17 protein-coding genes are annotated in these 23,672 nt (G+C 47.8%); 8 read left to right on the top strand and 9 right to left on the bottom strand.

The window, feature by feature from the left end:
* Window positions 1–23: 23 nt before the first annotated feature.
* Together DXA87_RS02970 and DXA87_RS02965 are read right to left on the bottom strand one after the other, a co-directional pair.
* Complete coding sequence (locus DXA87_RS02970; protein ID WP_117470187.1) at window positions 24–800, bottom strand: enoyl-CoA hydratase-related protein; 777 nt, start codon at window positions 798–800, stop codon at window positions 24–26.
* A gap of 41 nt (window positions 801–841) precedes the next feature.
* Entirely contained in the window at window positions 842–2,026 is a 1,185-nt protein-coding gene (locus tag DXA87_RS02965) for an acetyl-CoA C-acetyltransferase (protein WP_015553784.1), read from the bottom strand.
* 479 nt (window positions 2,027–2,505) lie between these two features.
* Between DXA87_RS02965 and DXA87_RS02960 the strand changes: the two genes are divergently transcribed.
* Complete coding sequence (locus DXA87_RS02960; protein ID WP_117470185.1) at window positions 2,506–3,849, top strand: butyryl-CoA:acetate CoA-transferase; 1,344 nt, start codon at window positions 2,506–2,508, stop codon at window positions 3,847–3,849.
* Between the two features lie 60 nt (window positions 3,850–3,909).
* Here the strand turns inward: DXA87_RS02960 and DXA87_RS02955 are convergent, their stop codons facing one another.
* From DXA87_RS02955 to DXA87_RS02935, 5 genes are all read right to left on the bottom strand, one after another.
* Complete coding sequence (locus DXA87_RS02955) at window positions 3,910–4,815, bottom strand: LysR family transcriptional regulator (RefSeq protein WP_117470184.1); 906 nt, start codon at window positions 4,813–4,815, stop codon at window positions 3,910–3,912.
* Between the two features lie 580 nt (window positions 4,816–5,395).
* A complete protein-coding gene (argH, locus tag DXA87_RS02950) occupies window positions 5,396–6,769 on the bottom strand; it encodes an argininosuccinate lyase (RefSeq protein WP_117470183.1) in 1,374 nt (457 codons plus the stop codon).
* On the bottom strand, window positions 6,766–9,519 hold the full coding sequence (locus DXA87_RS02945; RefSeq protein ID WP_117503194.1) for a YfhO family protein: 2,754 nt from the start codon (window positions 9,517–9,519) through the stop codon (window positions 6,766–6,768). Before DXA87_RS02945 ends, argH begins: the two co-directional genes overlap by 4 nt.
* Window positions 9,520–9,576: 57 nt before the next feature.
* Entirely contained in the window at window positions 9,577–10,050 is a 474-nt protein-coding gene (locus DXA87_RS02940; protein WP_158553000.1) for a GtrA family protein, read from the bottom strand.
* Window positions 10,051–10,214: 164 nt separating this feature from the next.
* On the bottom strand, window positions 10,215–11,495 hold the full coding sequence (locus DXA87_RS02935; RefSeq protein ID WP_117503192.1) for an aminotransferase class I/II-fold pyridoxal phosphate-dependent enzyme: 1,281 nt from the start codon (window positions 11,493–11,495) through the stop codon (window positions 10,215–10,217).
* 251 nt (window positions 11,496–11,746) lie between these two features.
* Between DXA87_RS02935 and DXA87_RS02930 the strand changes: the two genes are divergently transcribed.
* From DXA87_RS02930 to gltS, 3 genes are all read left to right on the top strand, one after another.
* Complete coding sequence (locus tag DXA87_RS02930; RefSeq protein WP_015553792.1) at window positions 11,747–13,045, top strand: ATP-binding protein; 1,299 nt, start codon at window positions 11,747–11,749, stop codon at window positions 13,043–13,045.
* A complete protein-coding gene (locus DXA87_RS02925) occupies window positions 13,042–13,884 on the top strand; it encodes a response regulator (protein WP_117470180.1) in 843 nt (280 codons plus the stop codon). The genes DXA87_RS02930 and DXA87_RS02925 overlap by 4 nt, the downstream gene beginning before the upstream one ends.
* Before the next feature lie 216 nt (window positions 13,885–14,100).
* Complete coding sequence (gene gltS, locus DXA87_RS02920; protein ID WP_015553794.1) at window positions 14,101–15,291, top strand: sodium/glutamate symporter; 1,191 nt, start codon at window positions 14,101–14,103, stop codon at window positions 15,289–15,291.
* Between the two features lie 135 nt (window positions 15,292–15,426).
* Here gltS and DXA87_RS02915 read toward each other — a convergent pair whose 3' ends face one another.
* Complete coding sequence (locus DXA87_RS02915) at window positions 15,427–16,317, bottom strand: LysR family transcriptional regulator (protein WP_117503191.1); 891 nt, start codon at window positions 16,315–16,317, stop codon at window positions 15,427–15,429.
* Between the two features lie 243 nt (window positions 16,318–16,560).
* Here DXA87_RS02915 and DXA87_RS02910 point away from each other — a divergent pair, with 243 nt between their 5' ends.
* The 4 genes from DXA87_RS02910 (at window position 16,561) to DXA87_RS02895 (ending at window position 22,226) form a co-directional block, all read left to right on the top strand.
* Window positions 16,561–17,916 carry an MATE family efflux transporter gene (locus DXA87_RS02910; protein ID WP_117503190.1) on the top strand — a complete coding sequence of 452 codons (1,356 nt, stop codon included), beginning with the start codon at window positions 16,561–16,563 and terminating at the stop codon, window positions 17,914–17,916.
* 178 nt (window positions 17,917–18,094) lie between these two features.
* A complete protein-coding gene (locus DXA87_RS02905; RefSeq protein ID WP_117470177.1) occupies window positions 18,095–19,621 on the top strand; it encodes a BCCT family transporter in 1,527 nt (508 codons plus the stop codon).
* Between the two features lie 237 nt (window positions 19,622–19,858).
* Complete coding sequence (locus DXA87_RS02900; RefSeq protein WP_117503189.1) at window positions 19,859–21,274, top strand: cell wall-binding protein; 1,416 nt, start codon at window positions 19,859–19,861, stop codon at window positions 21,272–21,274.
* A gap of 334 nt (window positions 21,275–21,608) precedes the next feature.
* Window positions 21,609–22,226, top strand: coding sequence for a hypothetical protein (locus tag DXA87_RS02895; protein WP_117503188.1), 618 nt, complete (start codon window positions 21,609–21,611; stop codon window positions 22,224–22,226).
* A gap of 225 nt (window positions 22,227–22,451) precedes the next feature.
* Here DXA87_RS02895 and prfB read toward each other — a convergent pair whose 3' ends face one another.
* A complete protein-coding gene (gene prfB, locus DXA87_RS02890) occupies window positions 22,452–23,591 on the bottom strand; it encodes a peptide chain release factor 2 (protein WP_117470224.1) in 1,140 nt (379 codons plus the stop codon).
* Window positions 23,592–23,672: the final 81 nt, after the last annotated feature.

The following is a 23,672-nucleotide window of genomic DNA, read 5'->3' as shown; positions in this document are numbered from 1 at the left end:
ATATGCAACAATGTTATGTAATCTTATCGATTTTTGAAGCCGTCCACTTTTCTCTTCTCGAGGAACGCCTTCATTCCTTCCTTCTGATCCTCAGTCTCAAAGCACTCGGAGAAATATTTCTCTTCGATAGAGATTGCGTGGTCAAGGTCGGAAAGGTAACCGTCTGTCAGGGACTCCTTGGAATTTCTGACAGCGATCGGTGCGTTGGAGGCGATCTTCTTTGCCAGCTTCATAACTGTCGGAATAAGCTCTTCCTTCGCACATACACCGTTTACAAGGCCGATCCGGTATGCCTCGTCAGCTTTGATATTGACAGCGGCATATACCATTTCCTTTGCCTTTCCGGTTCCGATCAGTCTTGCGAGACGCTGGGTTCCGCCGAATCCCGGAGTAATACCAAGACCAACCTCCGGCTGTCCGAATATAGCGTTTTCGGAGCAGTAACGGATATCGCAGCTCATTGCAAGCTCATTTCCACCGCCAAGTGCAAAGCCGTTGACAGCAGCGATCGACGGGATCGGAAGTGTCTCCAGCTTACGGAAAACATCGTTTCCAGCTTTACTGAATTCACGTGCTTCCTGTACAGTCATCGTGCTCATTGCAGCAATGTCCGCACCGGCAACAAAGGATTTCTCACCTGCGCCGGTCACAACCAGCACTCTTGTTGTACCAAGATCAATGCTGTCAAGAACAGCATCAAGGTCCTGAATAACCTCTGTATTTAACGCATTTAAAGCCTCCGGACGGTTGATGGTGATAACACCAACAAAACCGTCCTGCTCATATTTTACAAAACCCATATCGTTGTTCTCCTCAGATTTTGTCTATGCCCCAGATCAGATTAGTCTCTCTCTACGATTGTAGCACAGCCCATTCCGCCGCCGATGCAAAGAGTTGCAAGACCCTTCTTAGCATCTGCCTTCTCCATCTCATGAAGAAGTGTAACGAGAATACGGCATCCGGAAGCTCCTACCGGGTGTCCGAGAGCAATCGCGCCGCCGTTCGGGTTTAACTTGTTAAGGTCAAAGCCAAGCTCTTTGCCTACTGCTACAGACTGTGCAGCGAATGCCTCGTTAGCCTCGATGATATCGAAGTCTTTGATCTCCATGCCTGTTCTCTTGAGAACTTTTCTTGTAGCTGCAACCGGTCCGATACCCATGATCTTCGGATCTACGCCGCCGAGAGCACCGGCAACCCATGTAGCCATCGGCTTAACACCGAGCTCTTTCGCTTTCTCTTCGCTCATAACAACAACTGCTGCTGCACCGTCGTTGATTCCTGAAGAGTTACCAGCTGTAACTAAGCCGCCGTCTTTCTTGAATGCCGGTTTTAACTTGCCGAGTGTCTCAACCGTTGTTCCGTGACGCGGGCCTTCATCTGTATCTACGATAACTGTCTCTTTTTTCTTCTTAACTTCTACCGGAACGATCTCGTCCTTGAATGCGCCGGACTTCTGAGCAGCCTCTGCCTTCTGCTGGCTTACTGCAGCGAACTTGTCCAGTTCTTCTCTTGTAAGACCCCACTGATCGCAGATGTTCTCAGCTGTGATACCCATGTGGTAGTTGTTGAATGCATCCCAGAGAGCATCGTTAACCATTGTATCAACTAAGGTAGCATTGCCCATACGGTATCCGTAACGGCCTTTCATCATAGCATACGGAGCCATGGACATGTTCTCCATACCACCTGCAACAACGATATCAGCGTCACCGGAAAGGATCATCTCAGCTGCCATGTTAACAGCCTCAAGACCGGAACCGCATACTACGTTGATCGTTACAGCCGGAACCTCGATCGGGAGACCAGCTTTTAATGTAGCCTGACGAGCTACGTTCTGTCCCTGACCTGCCTGGATTACACAGCCCATGTAAACCTGATCAACAGCTTCCGGAGCTACACCTGCTCTCTTTAAAGCCTCTTTAATTACGATCGCGCCAAGTTCCGGAGCCGGAACTGTGCTTAATTCGCCACCCATTGTTCCGATTGCGGTACGGCATGCACCTGCCAGTACAATTTTCTTTGCCATTTTCTTTTCCTCCTCATTATACCGCTGCCATGCTCTACACCATATTTTTTCCACAAGCAAGGCAGTATATTATGTATAACTAATAATATCACCAAACCGTTTTTGTGTCAAATAATTATGACAAGCTTTTTATATATTTTTTCTAAACAAATTAGAAAGTTTCCTTATCCTTTCGTACAAAAGTTACTTTTTTGCTTTGATGCGGTGTTTTGGCGCTTCGTCATGTTTTGCGAACATTTACGAAGCTTTTTCCCGGAATTATTGACCTTACACCCGGAAAATGTTAAAATAATCTCATAGTTTGTCCGTGCGGCGGTCTATATGGAAACAAGTGCTGCAGATCCATTTGCATAAGTTTTTCCATATGTGCCGGCATAGGGCGTGTGTCCTGTGCTTCCTGTTTTCGTGTCAATGGAAACAAAAAAACCGCACAATATATTGCTACTATATTTTTATGGTTACAAAGAGAGGGTATTGAAATGGATTTCAAACAGATGTATCAGGAAAAGCTGGTTTCCGCAGAGAAGGCAGCTTCCGTAATCAAGTCCGGTGACTGGGTCGATTACGGCTGGACAACAGCGACACCGGTTGCTGTCGACAAGGCAATCGCAAAAAGACTTCCGGAATTAACCGACGTAAACTTCCGCGGCGGTATCTTAATGTGGGTGCCGGAGATCTTCAAGATCGAGAATCCGGCAGAACATATGACCTGGAACTCCTGGCATATGGGCGGTATCGAAAGAAAAGCGATCGCACAGGGATTCAGCTACTATGCTCCGATCCGTTACTCTGAGCTTCCAAGATATTACAGAGAATCCCAGACTAAGCCGGACGTAGCTGTATTCCAGGTTTCCCCGATGGACGAGCACGGTTTCTTCAATTTCGGACCGAACGCTTCCCATATGGCGGCTGTATGTGAGACTTCCAAGGTCGTTATCGTGGAAGTGAACGAGAATATGCCGGTATGCTTCGGCGGCACTGAAGAGGGCGTTCATATCTCTCACGTTGACATGATCGTGGAAGGTGACAACCCGGCGATCGCTGAGATGGGCGGCGCTGCTGCTGCAAGCGATGTCGATGAGGCTGTCGCAAAGCTGATCCTTGAGGAGATCCCGGACGGCGCATGCTTACAGCTTGGTATCGGTGGAATGCCGAACGCGGTCGGCGCTCTGATCGCGAAATCTGACTTAAAGGATCTCGGCGTTCATACTGAGATGTATGTTGACGCATTCGTGGATATCGCAAACGCCGGAAAGATCACTGGCGCAAGAAAGAATATCGACAAAGGCCGTCAGGTATACGCATTCGGCGCAGGTACAAAGAAATTATATGACTATTTAAATAAGAACCCGGAGTGTATGTCCGCACCGGTAGACTACACGAACGATGTCCGCACGATCTCTGCTCTGGACAACTTCATGTCCATCAATAACGCTGTTGACCTTGACCTCTTCGGTCAGGTAAACGCAGAGTCCGCAGGAATCAAGCACATCAGCGGAGCCGGCGGACAGCTCGACTTCGTTCTGGGCGCTTACCTTTCCAGGGGCGGAAAGAGCTTCATCTGCTGCTCCTCCACTTTCAAGAAGAAGGACGGCACCTTAGAGTCCAGAATCGTTCCGACTCTGGCTCCTGGCTCCATCGTAACCGATACCCGTGCGAATATCCACTATCTCGTTACTGAGTACGGTAAAGTAAACTTAAAAGGTCTCTCCACATGGCAGAAGACTGAAGCGATCATCTCCGTAGCACATCCGCAGTTCCGCGACCAGCTGATCGCAGAGGCTGAGAAGATGCATATCTGGAGAGCAAGCAACAAACGCTGATCATAAATAAAATGCACAACAGGGGCTGTCAATGGCAGCCCCTGTTGTTGTATAATATGATCATGCATTCAGGATCGGATCCATCAATGTGATCCCCTTTTCATTTGCAAGCTTCCGTCTGCATATTTCCAGAAGAGGCTTCTGATATGGGGACTGGTCCTCCGTCCGGTACAGATAGTAGAGCGTTCTGCTTGGTGGCTCCACATCGAGTTCATGGATCGATACCGGCGTCGTCTTTAAGATGCTTTTTGCGACAGAGATCGGAAGAAACGCCCAGTTATCACCGTTCTGGGTGAAATACTGTAAAAATCCCATCTCATCCAGATAAACCTGTGGAACTGCCGCGCTGTTGAAATAATAGTTATGCCAGGTGTCAAAATTCTGATCCCACTGTGTCCGGATTTCCCGGCGCGGATCCAGCTCTGAGACTTTGATGTTGTGGGGAAGATTCAGATCTTTTCCCACTATCAGGCACAGTTTTTCCTTAAATAATACCTCCGTCTTTACCTGTGACGAATACATCGGATCCGTGATAAAGGCGATGTCCACCGTCTTGTTGTTTACATAGCTGTAAGCTTCACTCGAATGAAGTGTCGTCACATGGAGGCTGCATTCCGGCGTATTCCTTATAAATTCCTGAAACACCGTTGGCAGCATGAATGCAAGGAGGCTTCCGACACTGGCCACATAAAAACTCTTCTCATTGCTCAGCAATGCTTCCTCCTGAGTCTCATTCCAAAGTGCCTGCCAGCGGTGTGCAATTCCAACAAAGGCTCTCCCCTGTCTTGTCAGCTCCACATGACGGACTCCTTTATTCCGGATAAACAGGGAATAGCCCAGTTCTTCCTCCAGTGCGCGGATCCGACGGCCGAGAGCCGGCTGTGTGATATATAATTTTTCTGCCGCCGCAGAAAAGCTTCCGCACTGGGCGATCTTCAAAAACGCTTCAATTTCAAGAAACGTCATGTTCGATTCTCCTTTCTGTGCCGCAACACCAACATGTTCGATATCTTTTTTGCGTGAGCATCTTCATTTCATGCTGTTTCGTTCCAAAATGTTAATATTTATATTTATTATATCAAAACAGGGACGCTTTTACAATTCTATCAAACCATCTTACGATTTTGGGCACAAACGGTATTTTGCGCCCTATATGCCTGGACGTTCCAAAATATTAAGTTTTATTAATATTTAATATTATAATTTGTCACTTTTTATTTACTCATAACCATTTTACTTTCCAGACAAACCATGCTATAATACACGAATGGAAGGAAGAGCCGCACCAACTCTTCCCGAAACTTTCTTCTCATTATATTATAACGCGATATTTTAAACGCACAGCCGCCTTGGAACGATATTTGGGGTATCGTCCTTGGCGGCTGTGTTCGTTATTCTGATTTGTTGACATTGTTCTCTTCTTGCCGGATGCTGCGCATCCGACAAGAAGCGTCGGGCGTCGCCCTTATAGAAAAAGGCTCTCAAACCACTGAGAAAATGTAAACATTTTTCAGTGGTCCGAAAGCCTTTTTCTGCAATGTCAACTTTAAGCGTTCAGTTCTTTCTTATAAACCTCAATGACTTTCTTCATCGCCTCCGCACCCGGAGCACCGATGGTCACGCGTTTCTCCACGCATGTCTTCATGGAGATCGCATCGTAAATATCTTCCTCGAATACCGGGCTGATGGACTTGAACTGCTCCAGAGTCAGGTCATCCAATGCCTTGTTCTCGTTGATGCAGAGAAGCACCAGCTGTCCGATGATCCCGTGGGCATCACGGAACGGAACGCCGTGGTTTACAAGGTAGTCCGCAGCATCTGTGGCATTCGTAAAGCCGTTCTTTGCGCTGGCTTCCATCACATCTTTGCGGAATGTCATCGTAGATACCATGCCCGTGAAGAGTAAGAGGCAGCCTTTTACGGTGTCGATGGCATCAAAGGTCAGCTCTTTGTCTTCCTGAAGGTCCTTATCGTATGCCAGCGGGATTCCCTTCATGACTGTCAGCATGGACATCAGGGCACCATAGACACGGCCGGCCTTTCCACGGATCAGCTCCGCGATATCCGGATTCTTTTTCTGCGGCATAATGCTGCTTCCGGTGCTGTAAGAATCATCCATCTCAACAAAACGGTACTCGTTACTGTTCCAGATGATGATCTCCTCGGAGAAACGGCTTAAATGCATGGCGATCGTGGAGAGCGCTGCCAGAAGCTCAATGAGGTAATCCCGGTCGGATACGGAATCCATGCTGTTTAAGGTCGGTCCGTCAAAGCCTAAAAGCTCTGCTGTGTACTCGCGGTCTAACGGGTATGTGGTTCCGGCAAGGGCACCGGATCCTAATGGGCAGTAATTCATGCGCTTTCTGATATCTGCAAGACGTCCCCTGTCACGGCGGAACATCTCGTAGTAAGCACCTACATGGTGAGCCAGAGTTACCGGCTGTGCTTTCTGAAGATGGGTAAATCCCGGCATGTAGGTGTGGAGATTTTCCTCCATAAGCTTTAAGAGAACCTTAAGAAGTCCCTTTAACAGGACATCTGTCTCATCGATCTCATCTCTTGTGTAGAGCTTCATATCGAGAGCGACCTGATCATTTCTGCTTCGCCCGGTGTGGAGTCTCTTTCCGGCATCTCCGATCCGTTCGATCAGGTTCGCCTCAACGAAGGAATGGATATCCTCGGATTCCGTTGTGATTTTTAAGGTTCCGTTGTCGATATCTTCACGAATACTCTTTAAGCCGGCAATGATCGCGTCACGGTCTTCCTCTGTGAGGATCCCCTGTTTCGCGAGCATCGTCACATGGGCGATGCTGCCTGCGATATCCTGTCTGTAAAATTTCTGATCGAAGGAGATGGATTCATTAAAATTGTGTACTAACTGGTTCTCTTCCTTCGTAAATCTTCCGCCCCAAAGTTTCATGTCTGTTCCTCCGTTGTCTGTTTTTTATGATTTATATGTTTCTCCGGTTCCGGCATGTCGGGAATTTCGGAATCCGGTTCCTCCATTTCATCTGAGCTCTCTTCCGGTTCTTCATCGATCTCCGGAATTTCTTCAAATTCATCTTCATCCGCATGTTCTTCTTCTGATTCCCGTTGCATTCTCCGGATCCTGAGCATCCGCGCTCGATCTCTCCGCCTCTCCATCTCTCTGCGCAAAAACCATAAAAAGATCAGGATCACGATCGATCCGCCTGTGATCAGGACGCCGGGCTTTAATCCCTCCGGGAAATAAGAAAAATCGATCACATGGTCCCCTGCGTCCACATCGATGGCGAGGAATGCGCCGAACGCTTTCCTCGTCTCCACCTTCTGCCCGTCTACCTTCACAGTCCAGCCCTTATCGAAGGGGATCGATGTGAAGAGCATTCCAGCCCGGTCAGCAGTTACAGTTCCGGAAAGCTTCGTATCCTTCCAGCTCGTCAGATGCATCGGCATCCGGTTCAGACGGTCATAGACCTGAATCATGGCATCCTCGGAGAACCGATAGGCAATGGCATTCAACTGCTCCCCCGCCTCATCTGCCGTGAGCTTCACTTCATATCCCGGAGACAGGGTTCCGAGTTCCAGAAGATATCCGCGGTCTACATTGCCAAATGACTTTGAACCCGACGGCAGATCCGCTTTCACGTTCTTCACCTTCTTATTCAGAACGAACACATAGTATTCCCCGGTCATATCCGGTGTGAAGGTGAACGTATTTTTATTCACTGTTCCGCCTGTATCTACAAGAACTTCGTCTGCCCCTGTGACCAGACACAGATCATTCTGTACTTCCGCGGGATTATCCATCTCATACTGCCAGTTCTCCTCAATATCCGAAGGAAGAACAAAGCCTAGCGGCAGTGTATACAGGTTCTCATAGAGATATGTCCCGCCGCTCTCCCTCAAATACATCATAAGCTCCGTGTTGGACACTGCATCGGAATAGAGCGCATATTTTACGGAAAAGATGCTGTCCACAAGCGGTGTGCTGCCCGTGATGCTGTAGGCGTTCGTGGAGGACTCGCATCCAAGCTTCTTAAAGATCTTCGAAAGATCCGCGTTTGCCGTTGAGGAGAACAGGGATACCGACGGGAAATTCATCCATGCGCCGTCGTTTTTCGTCTTCCTCGTCTTTTTCTCCACCCGGTAGAAATCCGATGCCGGTTCCAGAGAATCCTTCAAGATCCGGGCCTCTTCGTTATCCGCAGTGTAGGATTCACGGCTCGTGGTCGTGACACTCGTCACGGTTGTATTGATGGCTGCCTCCATGGAGACCAGCGCCAGTGCCAGAAAGCCGGCTAAGGCCCGCCTTCCTCCTTTATAAATGTAGATCAGTCCCGCGTAAGCCGCAAGGAAGATGATAGACACATAGTAGACAATAAAGTGGAAATGTTCCTGTGTCACCAGCTTTTCTGCCAGAAGTACAAAACAGATGCTTCCCCAGAACGCGACAGCAACATACTTTTTCGGTGTCTCATCCAGATGCGCATAAGCCCGGAAGCAGATAAACAGCATCAGGAAGATATAGATGAAGGACTGTCGGCATGGAAGGCTGTTCGGATAGTGGAATCCATGCCAGATAAAATTCAGCACATTCATGGAAAAGCTTGCAAAAAAGAGCAGCAGCAGTCCGCAGTACACAGCCTTTTCCTTCACGGAGATCTTCTTACATGCCAGATACAGCAAAAAGAAGAGAAATACCGCGACGCCGCAGTAAATATTCGGCCAATGGTCCAGACCGATCTCCGTCTCCACATTTCCGATATGGCGGGCGATCATGTCGAAGATCGGGAAATAGGAAGTCCACGCCTTTGGGAAATCAAAGTTGCCGGATGCCGTGCTCTGGAGCGCACAGATCTCCGGCAGCAGAACTCCCGCCGCGAGTCCGCCGGAAAGCAGGGAGTAGATTCCAAATCTCACGCAGCTCTCCACGTATTTTCTCACCGGACCCGGCTCTTCTAAAATAAGAAGCGCGATGAAATAAAGCACCAGAAACAGGCAGGTCATGATGGAAATATAGTAGTTGGACAAAATAGAAAGCCCAAGGGTCACGCAGTAGAGCATTCCCTTCTGTTCCCTCACAAGACGCTCCAGTCCGTAAACGATCAGCGGGAAGAGAAGAATGCAGTCCAGCCACATGATATTCCAGCTGTACGCCGCCATATATCCGGACAACGCATAAAAAATCCCGAAAAATCCGACACCCAGAATACAGTTTTTACTGTGCTGCTTTAAATACCAGGCAAAGCTGAGTCCCGAAAGTCCGATCTTTATGACGATCATGATCGTCATGAATTCGATGATGAATTTTTTCGGGCAGAGCAGGATCAGCCAGTTTAAAGGGCTTGCGAGATAATATGCGTAAAGCGCCGCAAAATTAACACCCATTCCCACATCCCAGCTGTACAGAAGACTTCCGCCTGTCCGCAGCTTATGCTGGAATTCTGAGAAGAACGGGGCGTACTGATGATACATGTCCGTCCTCAGAAAGCACCTCTCGCCGAACGGGAAGATCCCTCTCTGGGCAAATATGCAGATCATAACGAGTACCGGGACAAAAAACGCGATCATAAGACCGTCTCTCGACTTTAACACCGGCACCGTTCGTCGTTTCTTCTTACGCGCTTCCGGGATTCTTTCTGGTATTTCTTCCCGGACTGCATCATCAATTTCTTTTATTTCTGTCATACCGTAAAACTCCTCCGTCTACGCAAAAGGTATTTCGCACTCCAAGATCTGATCCGGTCATTTCTTTTTGTCATTCGTAAAAATCAGGATCTTGCTAAACACATAATTCAGTATCACGACCACGACTGAGATCAGAAGCTTGCAGAGAAAGAACTCCATCTTCATGAGATCCACCATAACAAACAGTGCCGCGAGATTAAACAGGAAGGTCGCTACCCGGCAGAGAACAAATGAAACAAATTCTCTCCATACCTTCCCCGGATTCAGCGTATGGCTCTCAAACACCCACCACTTATTCGTCACAAAAGCGAACAGCACCGCAGCCACCCACGCAATGGTCTGAGCAGGAACCGGATCCATCTTCCATATATAATATAGAAGATTTGAGATCGCATAGTCGATCACTGTTGTCAGGACACCGAAGATCAGGTAAGCGATCCCCTCGCGGGCCAGACCGGACTTTCTCTTTCCTGTCTCCTGCTCCGCCGGATCATCCGGTTTCTTTTTCTGATTTATATCTTTTTCTTCCATAAATAATTCCATCCCTCTATCTTTCTCGATAGTCTTTTTCATTTTAGTATACCAACGCAAAAAAGTAAAGGACTGACAGCCGGTAATTCGGCTGTCAGTCCCTCTTTTTTTACGATCATTTCAGTTTTTATTTCTCCGGCAGCCTGTCTGCCGTTTTTCCCACTTTATTCAGCAAGAAGCTTGTCGATACTTACAAGTTTTACGCATACACAGAAAATCTCAGCTGCAAGCTTCAGATCTTCCAGTGTCGGGAAGGACGGAGCAATACGGATATTGGAGTCATGCGGATCCTTGCCGTATGGGTAGGTTGCACCTGCGCCTGTCATAACAACACCGGCATCCTTACACTTTGCAACGATCGCCTTCGCGCATCCATCAAGAGCATCGAAAGAAACGAAATATCCTCCGTTCGGTTTTGTCCACTTACCGATCTCAAGTCCGGCGAGCTCCTTATTTAAGATCTCGTCAACCGCCTCGAATTTCGGGCAGAGGATCGCGGCATGTTTTGCCATCTGAGCCTTGATTCCATCAAGGTTCTTGAAGAAGCGCACATGACGGAGCTGGTTGATCTTATCATGGCTGATAAACTGTACGTTCATCTGTTTCTTCATATCTTCGATATTCGCCTTGGATGTAGCGATTGCGGAGATAGCGGAGCCCGGGAATGTGATCTTCGCTGTGGAACCGATCTTATATACCATATCCGGATTTCCGGCTTTTGCACACTCGGAGAGGATATCAAGGATATGATCCGGATGATCCGGGTGTAAATGATGTACGCAGTAAGCGTTATCCCAGATGATTCTGAAGTCTTTTGCTGCCGGCTTTAAGTTTGCGAATCTCTTTACTGTTTCGTCGGAATAAGACTGTCCGGACGGGTTCGAATAAAGCGGAACGCACCAGATGCCTTTTACGGTCTCATCGTTATTTACATATTTTTCAACAAGATCCATATCCGGACCATCAGCTGTCATCGGAATATTGATCATTTCGATACCGAAGTACTGGGTGATCGCAAAGTGTCTGTCATATCCCGGAACCGGGCAGAGGAATTTTACTTTGTCGAGTTTGCACCACGGAGTGCTTCCGCAAACACCATGTGTCCAGGCACGGCTTACCGTATCAAACATCAATGTCAGGCTGGCATTTCCGTACATAACGATATTTTCAGCCGGAGCATCCATCATAGCTCCCATCAGCTCTTTTGCTTCCTGAATACCGGTCAGGATTCCATAGTTTCTTACATCGCCGTCAGCGGAGATATAGTCGCTGGAGCTGTTTAAGACATCCATCATCGGAAGGGAAAGGTCGAGCTGCTCCTTACATGGCTTGCCACGTGCCATATTCAGGCTTAAATTTTTTCCCTGATACTCTTTGTACACAGCCTCAAGCTGCTCCTTTAAAGATGCAAGTTCTTCCTTTGACATTTCGCGGTATGGTTTCATGTCAGTATCCTCCTCATTTTTTCGTTTTTTACAGCACCGAAAACCCCTTACGGTGTCTGTCCCCTATGACTATATTATAATCGAAGACCGAAAATCTTACAACACAAAAAATAAAGTTTCGCCCTATTTTTCTCACAATTTTGAGCCTTCTTACAAAAATATCTTAACCCTCGCTCCGTTGACTTTTTTTTAACAATAACGTATCATTATATTATTGATTTTTATCGAACAGCCACAGAGGGGGATACCGAATGATAAATGAAAATAAGAGCGTCAGGGATCTGAAACGCATGGTTCTGATCGGAGCGATCGTCGCCCTCGTATCCCAGCTCTACTGGAATCTTTTTGTATATAATTTCCGTATCTCTTCTTCCGTTATCGTGCTCCCGGTCCTCTTAATGACGCTGGGAAAAAATCTTTCCACGACGATGACCTGTTCGGTAACTGCAGTGATCGTTTTTCTGTTCCGACTGATTGCAGCGGTAAACGGTGGTGCTGATCTCATAACATCCGCGGAAAATTTATTTCCAAACGCGGTCTTCTATTTCTGCTACGGGATCATCTTTAACGCCATGATCCCCGGAAAACATACCGTGTCCTTCAGCCGGTTATTTCCGGCGGTCTTTTTTGCAGATTTTGGATCGAATCTGGTGGAACTCTGTATCTCAGAGAGCTCACTCCACACTATGACACCGGAAAAGGCCGGATACCTTCTCCTGATCGCCCTGTTCCGGACTTTCCTCACAAGCCTGATCTTAATGGCGGAAAGTCACTACCGGACTCTTTTAAAAAACGAAGAGCACGAGAACCGTTACCGCCGCCTGTTCTTAATGACTACAGGCTTAAAGAATGAGATCTACTTCATGCGGAAGAATTCCGAGGAGATCGAATCCGTCATGGCGAACGCCTATAAGCTCTACGAGAAGTTAAACGAGATGGACGTGCCGGATGATATGAAGCACATGTCACTCTCCATCGCGCGGGATGTCCACGAGATCAAGAAAGACTATATCCGGATCATTCAGGGAATTGAGGAGGAGATCTCCGAGGAATACGATGAGAAACGGATGAGCTTTCAGGATATCTTAAAGATCCTTGAAGACACCACCTACCATATGCTGGAGGCGAAAAATGTCCATATCCAGCTGGAGTTCCGATGCTCGGACAACTTTATGACCGAGGAGCACTACGAACTCATGGCCGTGTTAAAAAATCTTGTCAACAATGCCATTGAGGCCATCGAATCCGACCGGAAGATCGGCACGATCTGCATCGAAGAGCACCTTCGTAACGGGAACTACATCTTCTGTGTCACAGATGACGGACCGGGAATCTCACCGCGCCATCTGCCGAACATTTTTAAAATGGGATATTCAACGAAATTTGACCATAAGACCGGAAATATCTTCCGCGGTGTCGGCCTTTATGGGGTAAAAATGACCGTGGAGGAACAGTTTAAGGGAACCATCGAAGTGAGATCGGAGCAGGGCAGCGGAACTGCCTTTACCGTTGTGATTCCGGCGGCTTCCCTTGTGGAGGAAGAATTATGAGAATCTATATCGTAGAAGACGACCTGTCCGTCATCAACATTTTAGAAGACATCATCGAGACACAGGGACTCGGAGAAATCTGCGGCGATTGCGGCGGAGAGCCGGCAAACCTGTCCGACGTGCTGCGGGCAAAGCCTGATGTTGTCCTCGTCGACTTTTTCATGCCGGTAAAGGACGGCGTTGAATTTGTAAAGGAGCTGCGGGCTGTGAACACCACGGTCAAATGTATTATGATCTCCCAGGTGTCCGCCAAGGAGCTGATCAGCAAGGCCTACAGCGCCGGGATCGACTTCTTTATCAGCAAGCCGATCAACCTGATCGAGGTCCGTTCCGTATTAAAAAATGTGGAACAGCAGATCACAAATGAACACACTCTGGCGAATATCCGCCGGATGTTCATGAACGAGATCGACCATATGCCAAAGGGAACGAAGCCGGAATCAGATGACTACGGCAGGAAATTAAAATACATCTTAAACCGCGTCGGCATGTCCGGAGAAAAAGGATGTCCGGATATCATAAAGATCTGCGAATATCTTCACGAGAATCATATTCCTGTATCCAATTTAAGTGTGTCGCAGATGTGCGAGGCGGTCAGTGATTCCCCGAAAAATATGGAGCAGCGGATCCGCCGTACCATCGCAGCCGGAATGTCCAATATCGCCCATATGGGAATCGAGGATTTCATGAACGAGACCTACACCCTGTACTCCGGAACCCTGTTCTCCTTTGAGGATGTGAAGGCGGAGATGGACTATCTCAGAGGAAAGCGCTCCTCAGGAGGGAAGGTCAGCATCAAAAAGTTTATTGACGGACTGATGCTGGAAGCAGAGCGCTAAAACATATTAATTTCTATACGCCGGAATATCTTTTTTCGGCGTATTTTTTGTGGGTTCAGAACTTTTCACATGTTTTCAACTATTACATGTAGAAATCTTGTTAAGAATTTACAATTTTTTGTTAAGTAATTTTTGTAACTTTTTGTAACTTTATGATTTTTTTTGAAGGAACATTCTTATACTCTGACCATAAAAGGTATGGAGGTATAAAAAACTATGTTACAAATTGAACTTAACATGTATCAGGCAGTCGCAGTTGCTGCTCTCGTTCTGCTTCTTGGACGTTTCCTTGTAAGCAAGATCCCATTCTTAACAAAATACTGTATTCCTGAGCCGGTTGTCGGCGGCGTTGTTTACGCAGTTGTTCACCTGATTTTAAGATCCGCAGGAATCCTCGAAATCTCTTTCGACAACACTTTACAGTCCTTCTTCATGACTGTATTCTTCTGTAGTGTTGGTTACACCGCATGTTTCCGTCTCTTAAAGAAGGGCGGCGTTCAGGTACTCTTATTCCTGTTAGTTTCCATTATCATGGTTGCTCTTCAGAATGGCCTTGGCGCTGTACTTGCCGGTGCTTTCCATCTCGACCCGAGACTTGGTCTTGCGGTTGGTTCCATCCCGATGGTCGGCGGACATGGTACCGCAGGTGCATTCGGACCGGTTCTTGAGGAAGCTGGTGTTGCAGGCGCTAACGCGGTTGCGATCGCATCCGCAACCTTCGGTCTTGTTGCCGGCTGTATGATCGGCGGACCGCTCGCTTACCGTCGTATCCATTCCCTGAACTTAAAGTCCACAGAGACTGCTACCGGCAGTGATGAGGTTACAGTTGATAAGAACGAAGTTACCGGCGCGATCGATTCCAGAAGATTCCTGGACAGCGCATTATACCTTGCAATCGCAATCGGTGCCGGCACGATCGTTTCTTTATTCCTTAACAAGTTAATGACATTCCCGAGCTACATCGGAGCAATGGTTGTTGCTGCTATCATCCGTAACATTGTTGACGCAACCCACAAAGATATGCCGATGGAAGAGATCAGCACGATCGGAAGCTTCTCTCTTTCCTTATTCCTTGGTCTCGCAATGATGGGATTAAAGTTATGGCAGCTTGCAGAGCTTGCACTTCCGATGATCGTAATGCTTGCGGCACAGACAGTTCTCATGGCAATCTTCGCTTACTTCGTAGTATTCAACCTTCTCGGAAAGAACTACGACGCAGCCGTTATGACATCCGGCTTCTGTGGATTTGGTATGGGCGCTACACCGAACGCTATGGCAAACATGCAGGCGATCACCGCAAAGTATGGTCCGGCTCCGACCGCATACTTCGTAGTGCCGTTAGTAGGAAGTCTGTTCATCGATTTCTTCAATGCACTTATTATTACGACATTTATGAACTTCCTGTAAGATCCAATTTGGGATCATAGATTGTAACTCTTGAAAAAGGGCCCGCACCGGAATCCTGGGGTATGTTCCGGTGTCCGGGCTCTTTTCCTGTCTGAAATTTAATTGTAAATTTTTCTGAACGACCAGAATCTCTCTTTATCTTCCTGAAAACAGTTCTATCCCATCGATCATCTGCAGTTCTTCTCTCACACACTGAAAAAATCTTCGGATCTGATCATCCATCCGATTCTCTTTTGTGAGTCCATAGATCGTCATGTCCTCCGGTCCGCCTTCCATCGGACAGATCCACACGTCTTGTCTCTTGAATCGCCTTGCAACAAGAAGCGGGATCACCGCCCATTTTTTTCCATTCAGAAAGTATTCCAGAAATTCCATCTTATCCGCTGTGAGACTCGGATTTGCATCCAGCGGAAACCATCGGCTGTGCCAGATATCATATTCCGGATTCCACGGCAGCCGGATCTGTTCTTCCGGATCCAGCATATCCGGAGTCACTCGCCCCGTTTCTCTCCAGCTCTCACCACCGGCAAACACGAACGGCTCCCTGAACACCGGGAACGGAACTATTCTTCTGGAATTTAAAAGATCCGAGACCAGAGCCACATCAACACTTCCATTTTCCACATACCCATAAATATCAGAAGAACGCCCCGTCTTAAATTCAATGCTGCAGGTGTCCCGAGCGGACATCATTTCTTTCAATACAGCCGGCATCAGATAAAAAGCAATGCTGTTCACTGTGCTGACCCGCAGAAGCGGACTTTTCTTTCTTCTCGGTATCTCCTCCGCCTCCCTGTAAAGTGTCAACAGGCGTTCCGCGACCGGAACGAATTCTTTTCCATTCTCTGTAAGTTCCACGCTTCTCTGACCGCGTCCACGCTCAAAAAGGCTGTATCCCAGTTCCTCTTCCATCGATTTCATTCTGCGGCTCATAGCCGGCTGTGTGATAAAAAGCCGTTCTGCCGCTGCTGAGATACTGCCATACTGGAGAACTGCCAGGAATGCCTCCAACTCTGTTTTTGTCATAATGATCTCCGTTTTCTCCGATTTTCTTTACTGCAAATATTTTATCCTGTTCAAAATATATCATTTTGATTATATTTTACTTTTTAATTATTCATTTTTCAATTAATATTTTCTGTGATACACTGATTTCTGTGAAGGTACTGAACCATCAGATTTCGCACCAGCCGGAGCAGCGCATAGAATTTGGAGTACGCAGTGCGGAACATCCGGTATCAGAAGATTATATTTCAGGAGTACATAACCATGAACCAGACCTCTTTACTTTCCGGCAATATCCGACAGCAGATCTTAACCCTCGCCGTTCCACTGCTGCTTGGAAACATTTTACAACAGCTTTACAACACTGCCGACTCACTGATCGTGGGCAGATTTCTCGGCACCAACGCCTTTGCCTCTGTGGGAATCTCCGGCAGTCTTATGAACCTTTTTATCTTCATCCTCGACGGCTTCTGCGCCGGGATCACGGTAATCCTCGGTCAGTTCTACGGAAGCGGTGACAGAAAAAAATACCGCGAGGAAGTCTTCACCGCTCTTCTTCTCGGCATGATCATCGCCCTTATCATCAGCGGTGTGTGTACCGTCTTTCTGGATCCGATCTTAAACCTGATCCACACCCCGGACGAACTCATTCCTTACGCTGAATCCTACCTTTTCATTATCCTCGCAGGGCTTCCTTTTACCTGTCTTTATAACCTTTTATCCGGAATCCTGCGGTCTATCGGCAACACCAGAGTTGCCCTGTCTTTTCTCGCCGCCGCCATCACAGTGAACATCGCTCTGGACTTTCTCTTTATCGGCATTCTGAGACTTGGAACCGGCGGTGCTGCCGCGGCCACGATCCTGTCACAGTTTTTCTCCGCAATCTGCTGTTTTCTGTATCTGCGGGATACTTATCCGGGACTGCTCTGCCGCAGAGAAGATATTGGTGCTCATAAGGATCTTATGATCCACACTCTGCGCTACGGTCTCATCTCGGCGCTTCAGGCCTCCAGCCTGTATATCGGAAAGATTCTTGTTCAGGGCAGTGTCAATACACTCGGAACACCGGGAATCGCTGCCTATACGGCAGCGACCCGCATTGAGGGATTCGCGAATTCCTTCGGTGACAGCGGAGGAAATGCGGTCTCCGTCATGGTCTCCCAGAATCTTGGGGCTGGAAATCATGACCGGGTGAAAAAAAGTCTATTTTGGGGGCTGATGTTAAACTGGACGGTCTGTGTGGTGATCTCCCTTTTCATGTTCTTTGGTTCCAATCCTGCACTCCGGCTGTTTTTGAGTTCTTCAGACGAGCTGGCTCTCTATTACGGAAACAGTTATATAAGACTGATCTCTGTTTTCTATATATTCTGCTTTACAGGAAGTGCTTACATGGGATACTTTAAAGGACAGGGTTACATGGTCATCGCCTTCTGCGGAACAACCCTACACATTATTTTCCGTGCGATCTGTTCCGCCATCATGATCGGAAAGATGGGGCTCACCGCGGTTGCTCTCTTTTCCGGTCTCGGCTGGATACTCTGTGTGACATTCCTGACGATCAATTTTATCCGAATCGCAGGGAAAAACGCAAACATTCCATTCTCCCATGATCCGAACTGACGCCGGGTCCTTGTTCCCGTGCAGGGAGGCGGGCAAATTCTGAACTGAAAGGGTTGTATAATACAGTGGCCGTGGCAGAATCGTATCATTTCCCCTTGCATTCTCCCTCCTACAGTGCTATAATGTTCAATATCTTGATAAATATTTAATTTTTGAACATCGTAGGAGGTTTCAAATTATGAGTTCCAAAAATTCCGAAACACCATTAAAAGACCGGATCGACTGGGTCACTGTGATCGTACCGTTTCTTGCAATCCTGGCGCTCTGTGTCTGCTTCATCCTGATGCCGGATGCATCAAAGAGCGTTCTCGACACGATCCGTTTTATCCTTGGCGATACCTTCGGCCTGTTCTATCTTGCCGTCGGTCTCTTTGTCTTCCTGCTATCCCTGTATCTGGCATTTTCCAGATTCGGTACGATCCGCCTCGGGAAACCGGATGAAAAGCCAAAATATCCCCTCTTCGTCTGGGCGAGCATGATGTTCACCTCCGGACTCGCAGCCGATATCCTGTTTTACTCCTTCTGTGAATGGATCCTTTACGCGAACGATCCGCATATCGCAGAGCTCGGTTCCATGCAGACCTGGTCCAGCACCTACCCGTTGTTCCACTGGGGTCCGATCCCGTGGGCATTCTATCTGGTACTCGCCGTCTCCTTCGGCTTTATGCTTCATGTGAGAGGCTGTCATAAGCAGAAATATTCAGAAGCCTGCCGCGCGCTGCTCGGAAACAAGGTAGATGGGATTTCCGGAAAGCTCATCGACCTTCTGGCGCTCTTTGCGCTCCTCGCAGGAACCACAACGACATTTGCACTGGCGACTCCGTTGATGTCCCAGGTACTGACGACCCTGTTCCACCTTCCATCCTCCAAATGGATAACGATCGCGATCTTAGGCGTCACCTGCGTCTTCTACACATATGCCCTGCTCCACGGCATGAAGGGGATCTCCCTTCTTGCAAAGTCCTGCATGTATCTGTTCTTTGCCCTGCTCGCATATGTGCTGTTCCTCGGCGGTGAGACACGGTATATTCTGGAGACAGGCTTTGCGGCTGTCGGAAATCTTGCTCAGAATTTCCTCGGCCTCGCAACCTTCACAGACCCGCAGCGGACCACTTCCTTCCCGCAGACATGGACGATCTTCTACTGGGCCTACTGGATGGTGTGGTGCGTGGCATCTCCGTTCTTTATCGGATCCATCTCCCGCGGAAGAACGGTGCGGCAGACGATCCTCGGCGGATATGCCTGCTGCGTCAGCGCCACCTGCCTGAGCTTCATTATTTTAGGAAACTACAGCCTCGGACTCCAGGTGAGCGGAAAACTTGACGTGATGGCGATCTACGCCGCCGGAAATGATCTCTACACAACGATCATCTCCATCATCCAGACACTGCCGCTTGCGCCACTTGTCCTTGTGCTTCTGATCGTTGCCATGGTAGCCTTCTACGCCACCAGCTTCGACTCCATCGCCCTTGTGGCTTCCTCCTACACCTACCGCCAGATCACAGGCGATGAGGAGCCCCACAACGCCGTAAAGGCCTTCTGGGCGATCATGCTGATCCTGCTGCCAATGGCGCTTGTATTTTCCGACAGCTCCATGGCGAACCTGCAGAGCGTGTCCATCATCGCGGCGTTCCCGGTGGCGTTCGTGATCCTGCTGATCATCGCCAGCTTCTTAAAGGACGCGTCGGATTACCTGAAATCATAAAATAGGAGCTACGAAACGTACGGATCGATCACTTTCATCATAAAGTTTGATCCGTACGTTTTTCTTAAACAATTTGTAATTCCCCTGCCACACATTTACCACAAGTTGAAGGGAAAATACCATTGTCATAAATCGGAATTCTGGTATAATAGAATATGTAAACAATTTGAGAATTTTCAGCAGCCGTGAAAACAACGATCTGGCTGCTGTTACAATTTCTATGAGGAGGAAAATTAAATGAGAAAGAAAAATTTCTGCCTGGCAGTACTTTCCGCATCCGCAGTTCTCGCTCTGGGTGCTTCATTCAGTTCTTTTGCTGCTTGGAAGTCCGTAAACAGCGAATGGGTCTACACTGACAATAATGGCAACAACGTGACAAGCGCGTGGAGATCTGACAACGGCGAGTCTTACTATCTCGGCTCTGACGGATATATGGTCCGCAACACACTTCTTGAGGACAACGGAAACTACTACTACTTAAGAAACGGCGGCCAGATGTTAAAGAACGGCTGGCGTTTCCTTGAAAACCCGAGTTGGCAGGGTGACGATAAAGTCGGCGACGCAAGCTGGTACTACTTCGACAATAATGGACGTGCGCTCCGCACAACAGGCGATACTGTAAAGATCGCTGATATCGGCGGAAAGAAGTTCGCGTTTGATATGTATGGAAGAATGCTCACAGGCTGGATCACAGCTGCCGGTGAGAATATCTCCGATGATTCCGACTGGGCAACAGCTACATACTACGGTGACTCGGAAGGCGACGGAAGTCTCGTTACAAACGCCTGGGTATACATCAGCGTTAAGGACGATGACAACGAGGACGATAACGAGCCGACTTACCACTTCTACTTCGCTTCCAACGGTAAGAAGACCGTCAGCACAGAGAAGACCATCGGCAATGTAAAATACACCTTCGATGACAGAGGTGTTGCTCAGGATTCCTGGGTACACAACAGCGACAAGGGTACATGGAAATATTATGGTGACGAAGAGGAACCGAAGCTTCATACCGGTTGGTTCCAGGCTGTTCCGTCTAAAGAGTTAAACAGCAATGACCATGAAAATGGTACGACTCATTGGTATTATGCAAACTCCAAGGGCGAGATCACTATTCCTACTGCCGACGGCGAAGTTGGAGTTGCTAAAACAATCGATGGAAAATCCTACTTATTCAACGAGGACGGAGAGATGCTCACGGGATTAAGAATTCTTACATACGATGGTTCTAAAATCACCAAGATTTCTTCTGAAGTTGATTCCATCGATACCATCAAAAATATGGATTCCGACACCAAAAAATTATTATACCTTTCCGACAGTGGCGCTGCAAAAACAGGTACAACTACCATCAGCCTTGATGGTTCCACATATACCTTCAGCTTTAAGTCTAATGGTTCTCCAAGAGGTGTCGGCGAAACCGGTACCTCAGACGGATATATCTATATGAACGGTTTACGTCTGACAGCTGATGAGGATACAAAGTACCAAGCCGTTACATACAAGGATCAGGAATACCTTATCAACGAAAACGGTACGATCCAGAAAAATAAAAAGAACATAAAAGACGCTGACGATTACTATTATTGCACAGATAGTAAGGGTGTTTTACGCCATGAGCGGAGCACTGAGAAGTGTACGATTAAGCATTAACCTTCCACCTAAATACACCGCAGATGTTGACAATATGTTTTTAGTATTTACTATAAGCTTCTACAATCTGCAATTGAGGGCATCTTCACTGACTTGGCGAAGGTGCCTTTTCTTTTTCTACATATTGCAATTTCCTGTCAACAAAATTTTCTCTTCCTGCACCTTTACCATTTCACCTCTCCCTGCCTGATTTTCCTCTTCTTCCTGACACACCTCCGCCACAGATTCCTCAAGGTTTCACCACAAAGTATTCACAGCTTAATCACATTTCTCTGATATACTTAGATCATCAAAAGGAAATCATAACCAACCAAAAAATTCAGGAGGTTTCACTATGAAAAAGAAATTTATGACTCTCGCGCTTACCGCAGCAATGGCTGCTTCTATGGGAATGACTGCTTTCGCAGGACAATGGGTACAGAACACCACAGGCTGGTGGTGGCAGGAAGACAACGGCTCCTACCCGGTATCCCAGTGGAAATGGCTGGATGGAAATAAAGATGGCATCTACGAATGCTACGCATTTGATTCAAACGGATATATGTACGCGGATACAACAACCCCGGACGGCTATACAGTAAACAAAGAAGGCGCCTGGACCATCGGCAATTCCGTACAGTTAAAATTTGCGAAAGATATGCAGAATGAATCCGGTTCCAACGACAATACCGCTGCTGATAACAGCACATCTGACAATACTGTTTACACAAACGAGGATATGGTCGGAACCTTCCGGATCAACGACGAGAACAGAGAAGATTACTTTGAGTTTATGCTCGGTGCCGGCGATTTTATTGCGGCATTCTACTATGATACCGACGGAGATACCCATATATACAACTTCTCTAAAGTCAGCAATACAAAATACCGCGATTCCTCCAATTCACGTAATCTGACGATCGTAGATTATGATACGATTATTGTAAACGACAGAACCTATATCAGGGACTAATCGCTAATAGCGAGCTGACCACTCCATTCCTTGAAGACATGAAGCTTTCTTCCTGTCGACTATAATTTCTATACCCGCTCCCAGCCCTCGGCATGAAATATTCCTGCCGGGGGCATCTATGATACAGAAGCATATAGAAAAAGCGTATCAACCGATGTATTATCACATCTTTTGATACGCTTTTTTCATGATAACAGTTCCGCCTCACGGCATTCCCGTCTCTTTCTATTCTACGTCCTGTCCGCCCTTCACCTGCGGCCGTCCAAGGCTCTCCCACTTCAGGTAGGCACTGATAAAGCCGTCGAGTCCGCCGTCGAGCACCGCATTTACGTTTCCGCTCTCGAAGCCGGTCCGGTGGTCTTTTACCATCGTGTACGGCTGGAGTACATAGGAACGGATCTGGCTTCCCCATCCGATATCTTTGATATCGCCGCGGATGTCGGAGAGCTTCTCCGCGTTTGCCTGCTGCTTTAACATATACAGCTTTGCCTTTAACATCTGCATCGCCTTGTCCTTGTTCTGGAACTGGGAACGCTCATTCTGGCACTGTACAACAACGCCAGTCGGGATATGGGTGATACGGACCGCGGAGGATGTCTTGTTGATGTGCTGTCCACCGGCACCGCTGGAACGGTAGGTATCAATCCTTAAATCATCCGGATTGATCTCGATATCAAGGTCTTCCTCGATATCCGGCATTACATCGCAGGATACGAAGGATGTCTGTCTCTTTCCGTTGGCGTTGAACGGAGAGATCCTTACAAGGCGGTGTACACCTCTCTCGGACTTTAAGTAACCGAACGCATTCTCTCCGTTGATCTGGATCGTAACCGACTTGATTCCGGCTTCCTCGCCGTCCAGGAAGTCGAGTACCTCCACCTGGTACCCTTTTCTCTCTGCCCAGCGGCAGTACATACGGTATAACATGCTGCACCAGTCACAGGACTCTGTTCCGCCCGCTCCGGCATTCAGTCTTAAGATCGCGTTGTTGTTATCGTACTCCCCTGTGAGAAGTGTGCGGAGACGGAGTGCGTCGAGCTCAGATGTGAACTCGTCGAGCATCTCCTGGATCTCCGGAACGATCTCCGGATCATTTTCCTCGTACCCCATCTCGATCATCAGACCGATCTCTTCGTACTGATTCTGGAGCTTGTTGTACTCTGCGACCGTATCTTTCAGGTTTTTCGCTTCCTTCACGAGTCTCGTGGATTTCTCCGCATCCTCCCAGAAGCTCGGCTCCTCCATGGTCTTGTCCAACTCGTCGATCCTTCTGATCTTCGCTTCCAGATTCAGGGAGTCCCTGACCTCCTTCAGTGGAGTTTCATATGTGGATAATGTATATTTAAACTGGTCTAACTCAACCATAGAATCTGTCCTTTCTAATAACATTTCACCAAGGCCGCCTGTTCCCTGTGCGGACCATACGGAATGTTACCTTTCTTATAA

The sequence above is a fragment of the Desulfotomaculum sp. OF05-3 genome, from assembly GCF_003435535.1.
GTDB classification, from domain to species: domain Bacteria; phylum Bacillota; class Clostridia; order Lachnospirales; family Lachnospiraceae; genus Pilosibacter; species Pilosibacter fragilis.
The sequence above is the reverse complement of the archived record's forward strand: the minus strand, read 5'-3'. Positions and strand labels throughout refer to the sequence as shown.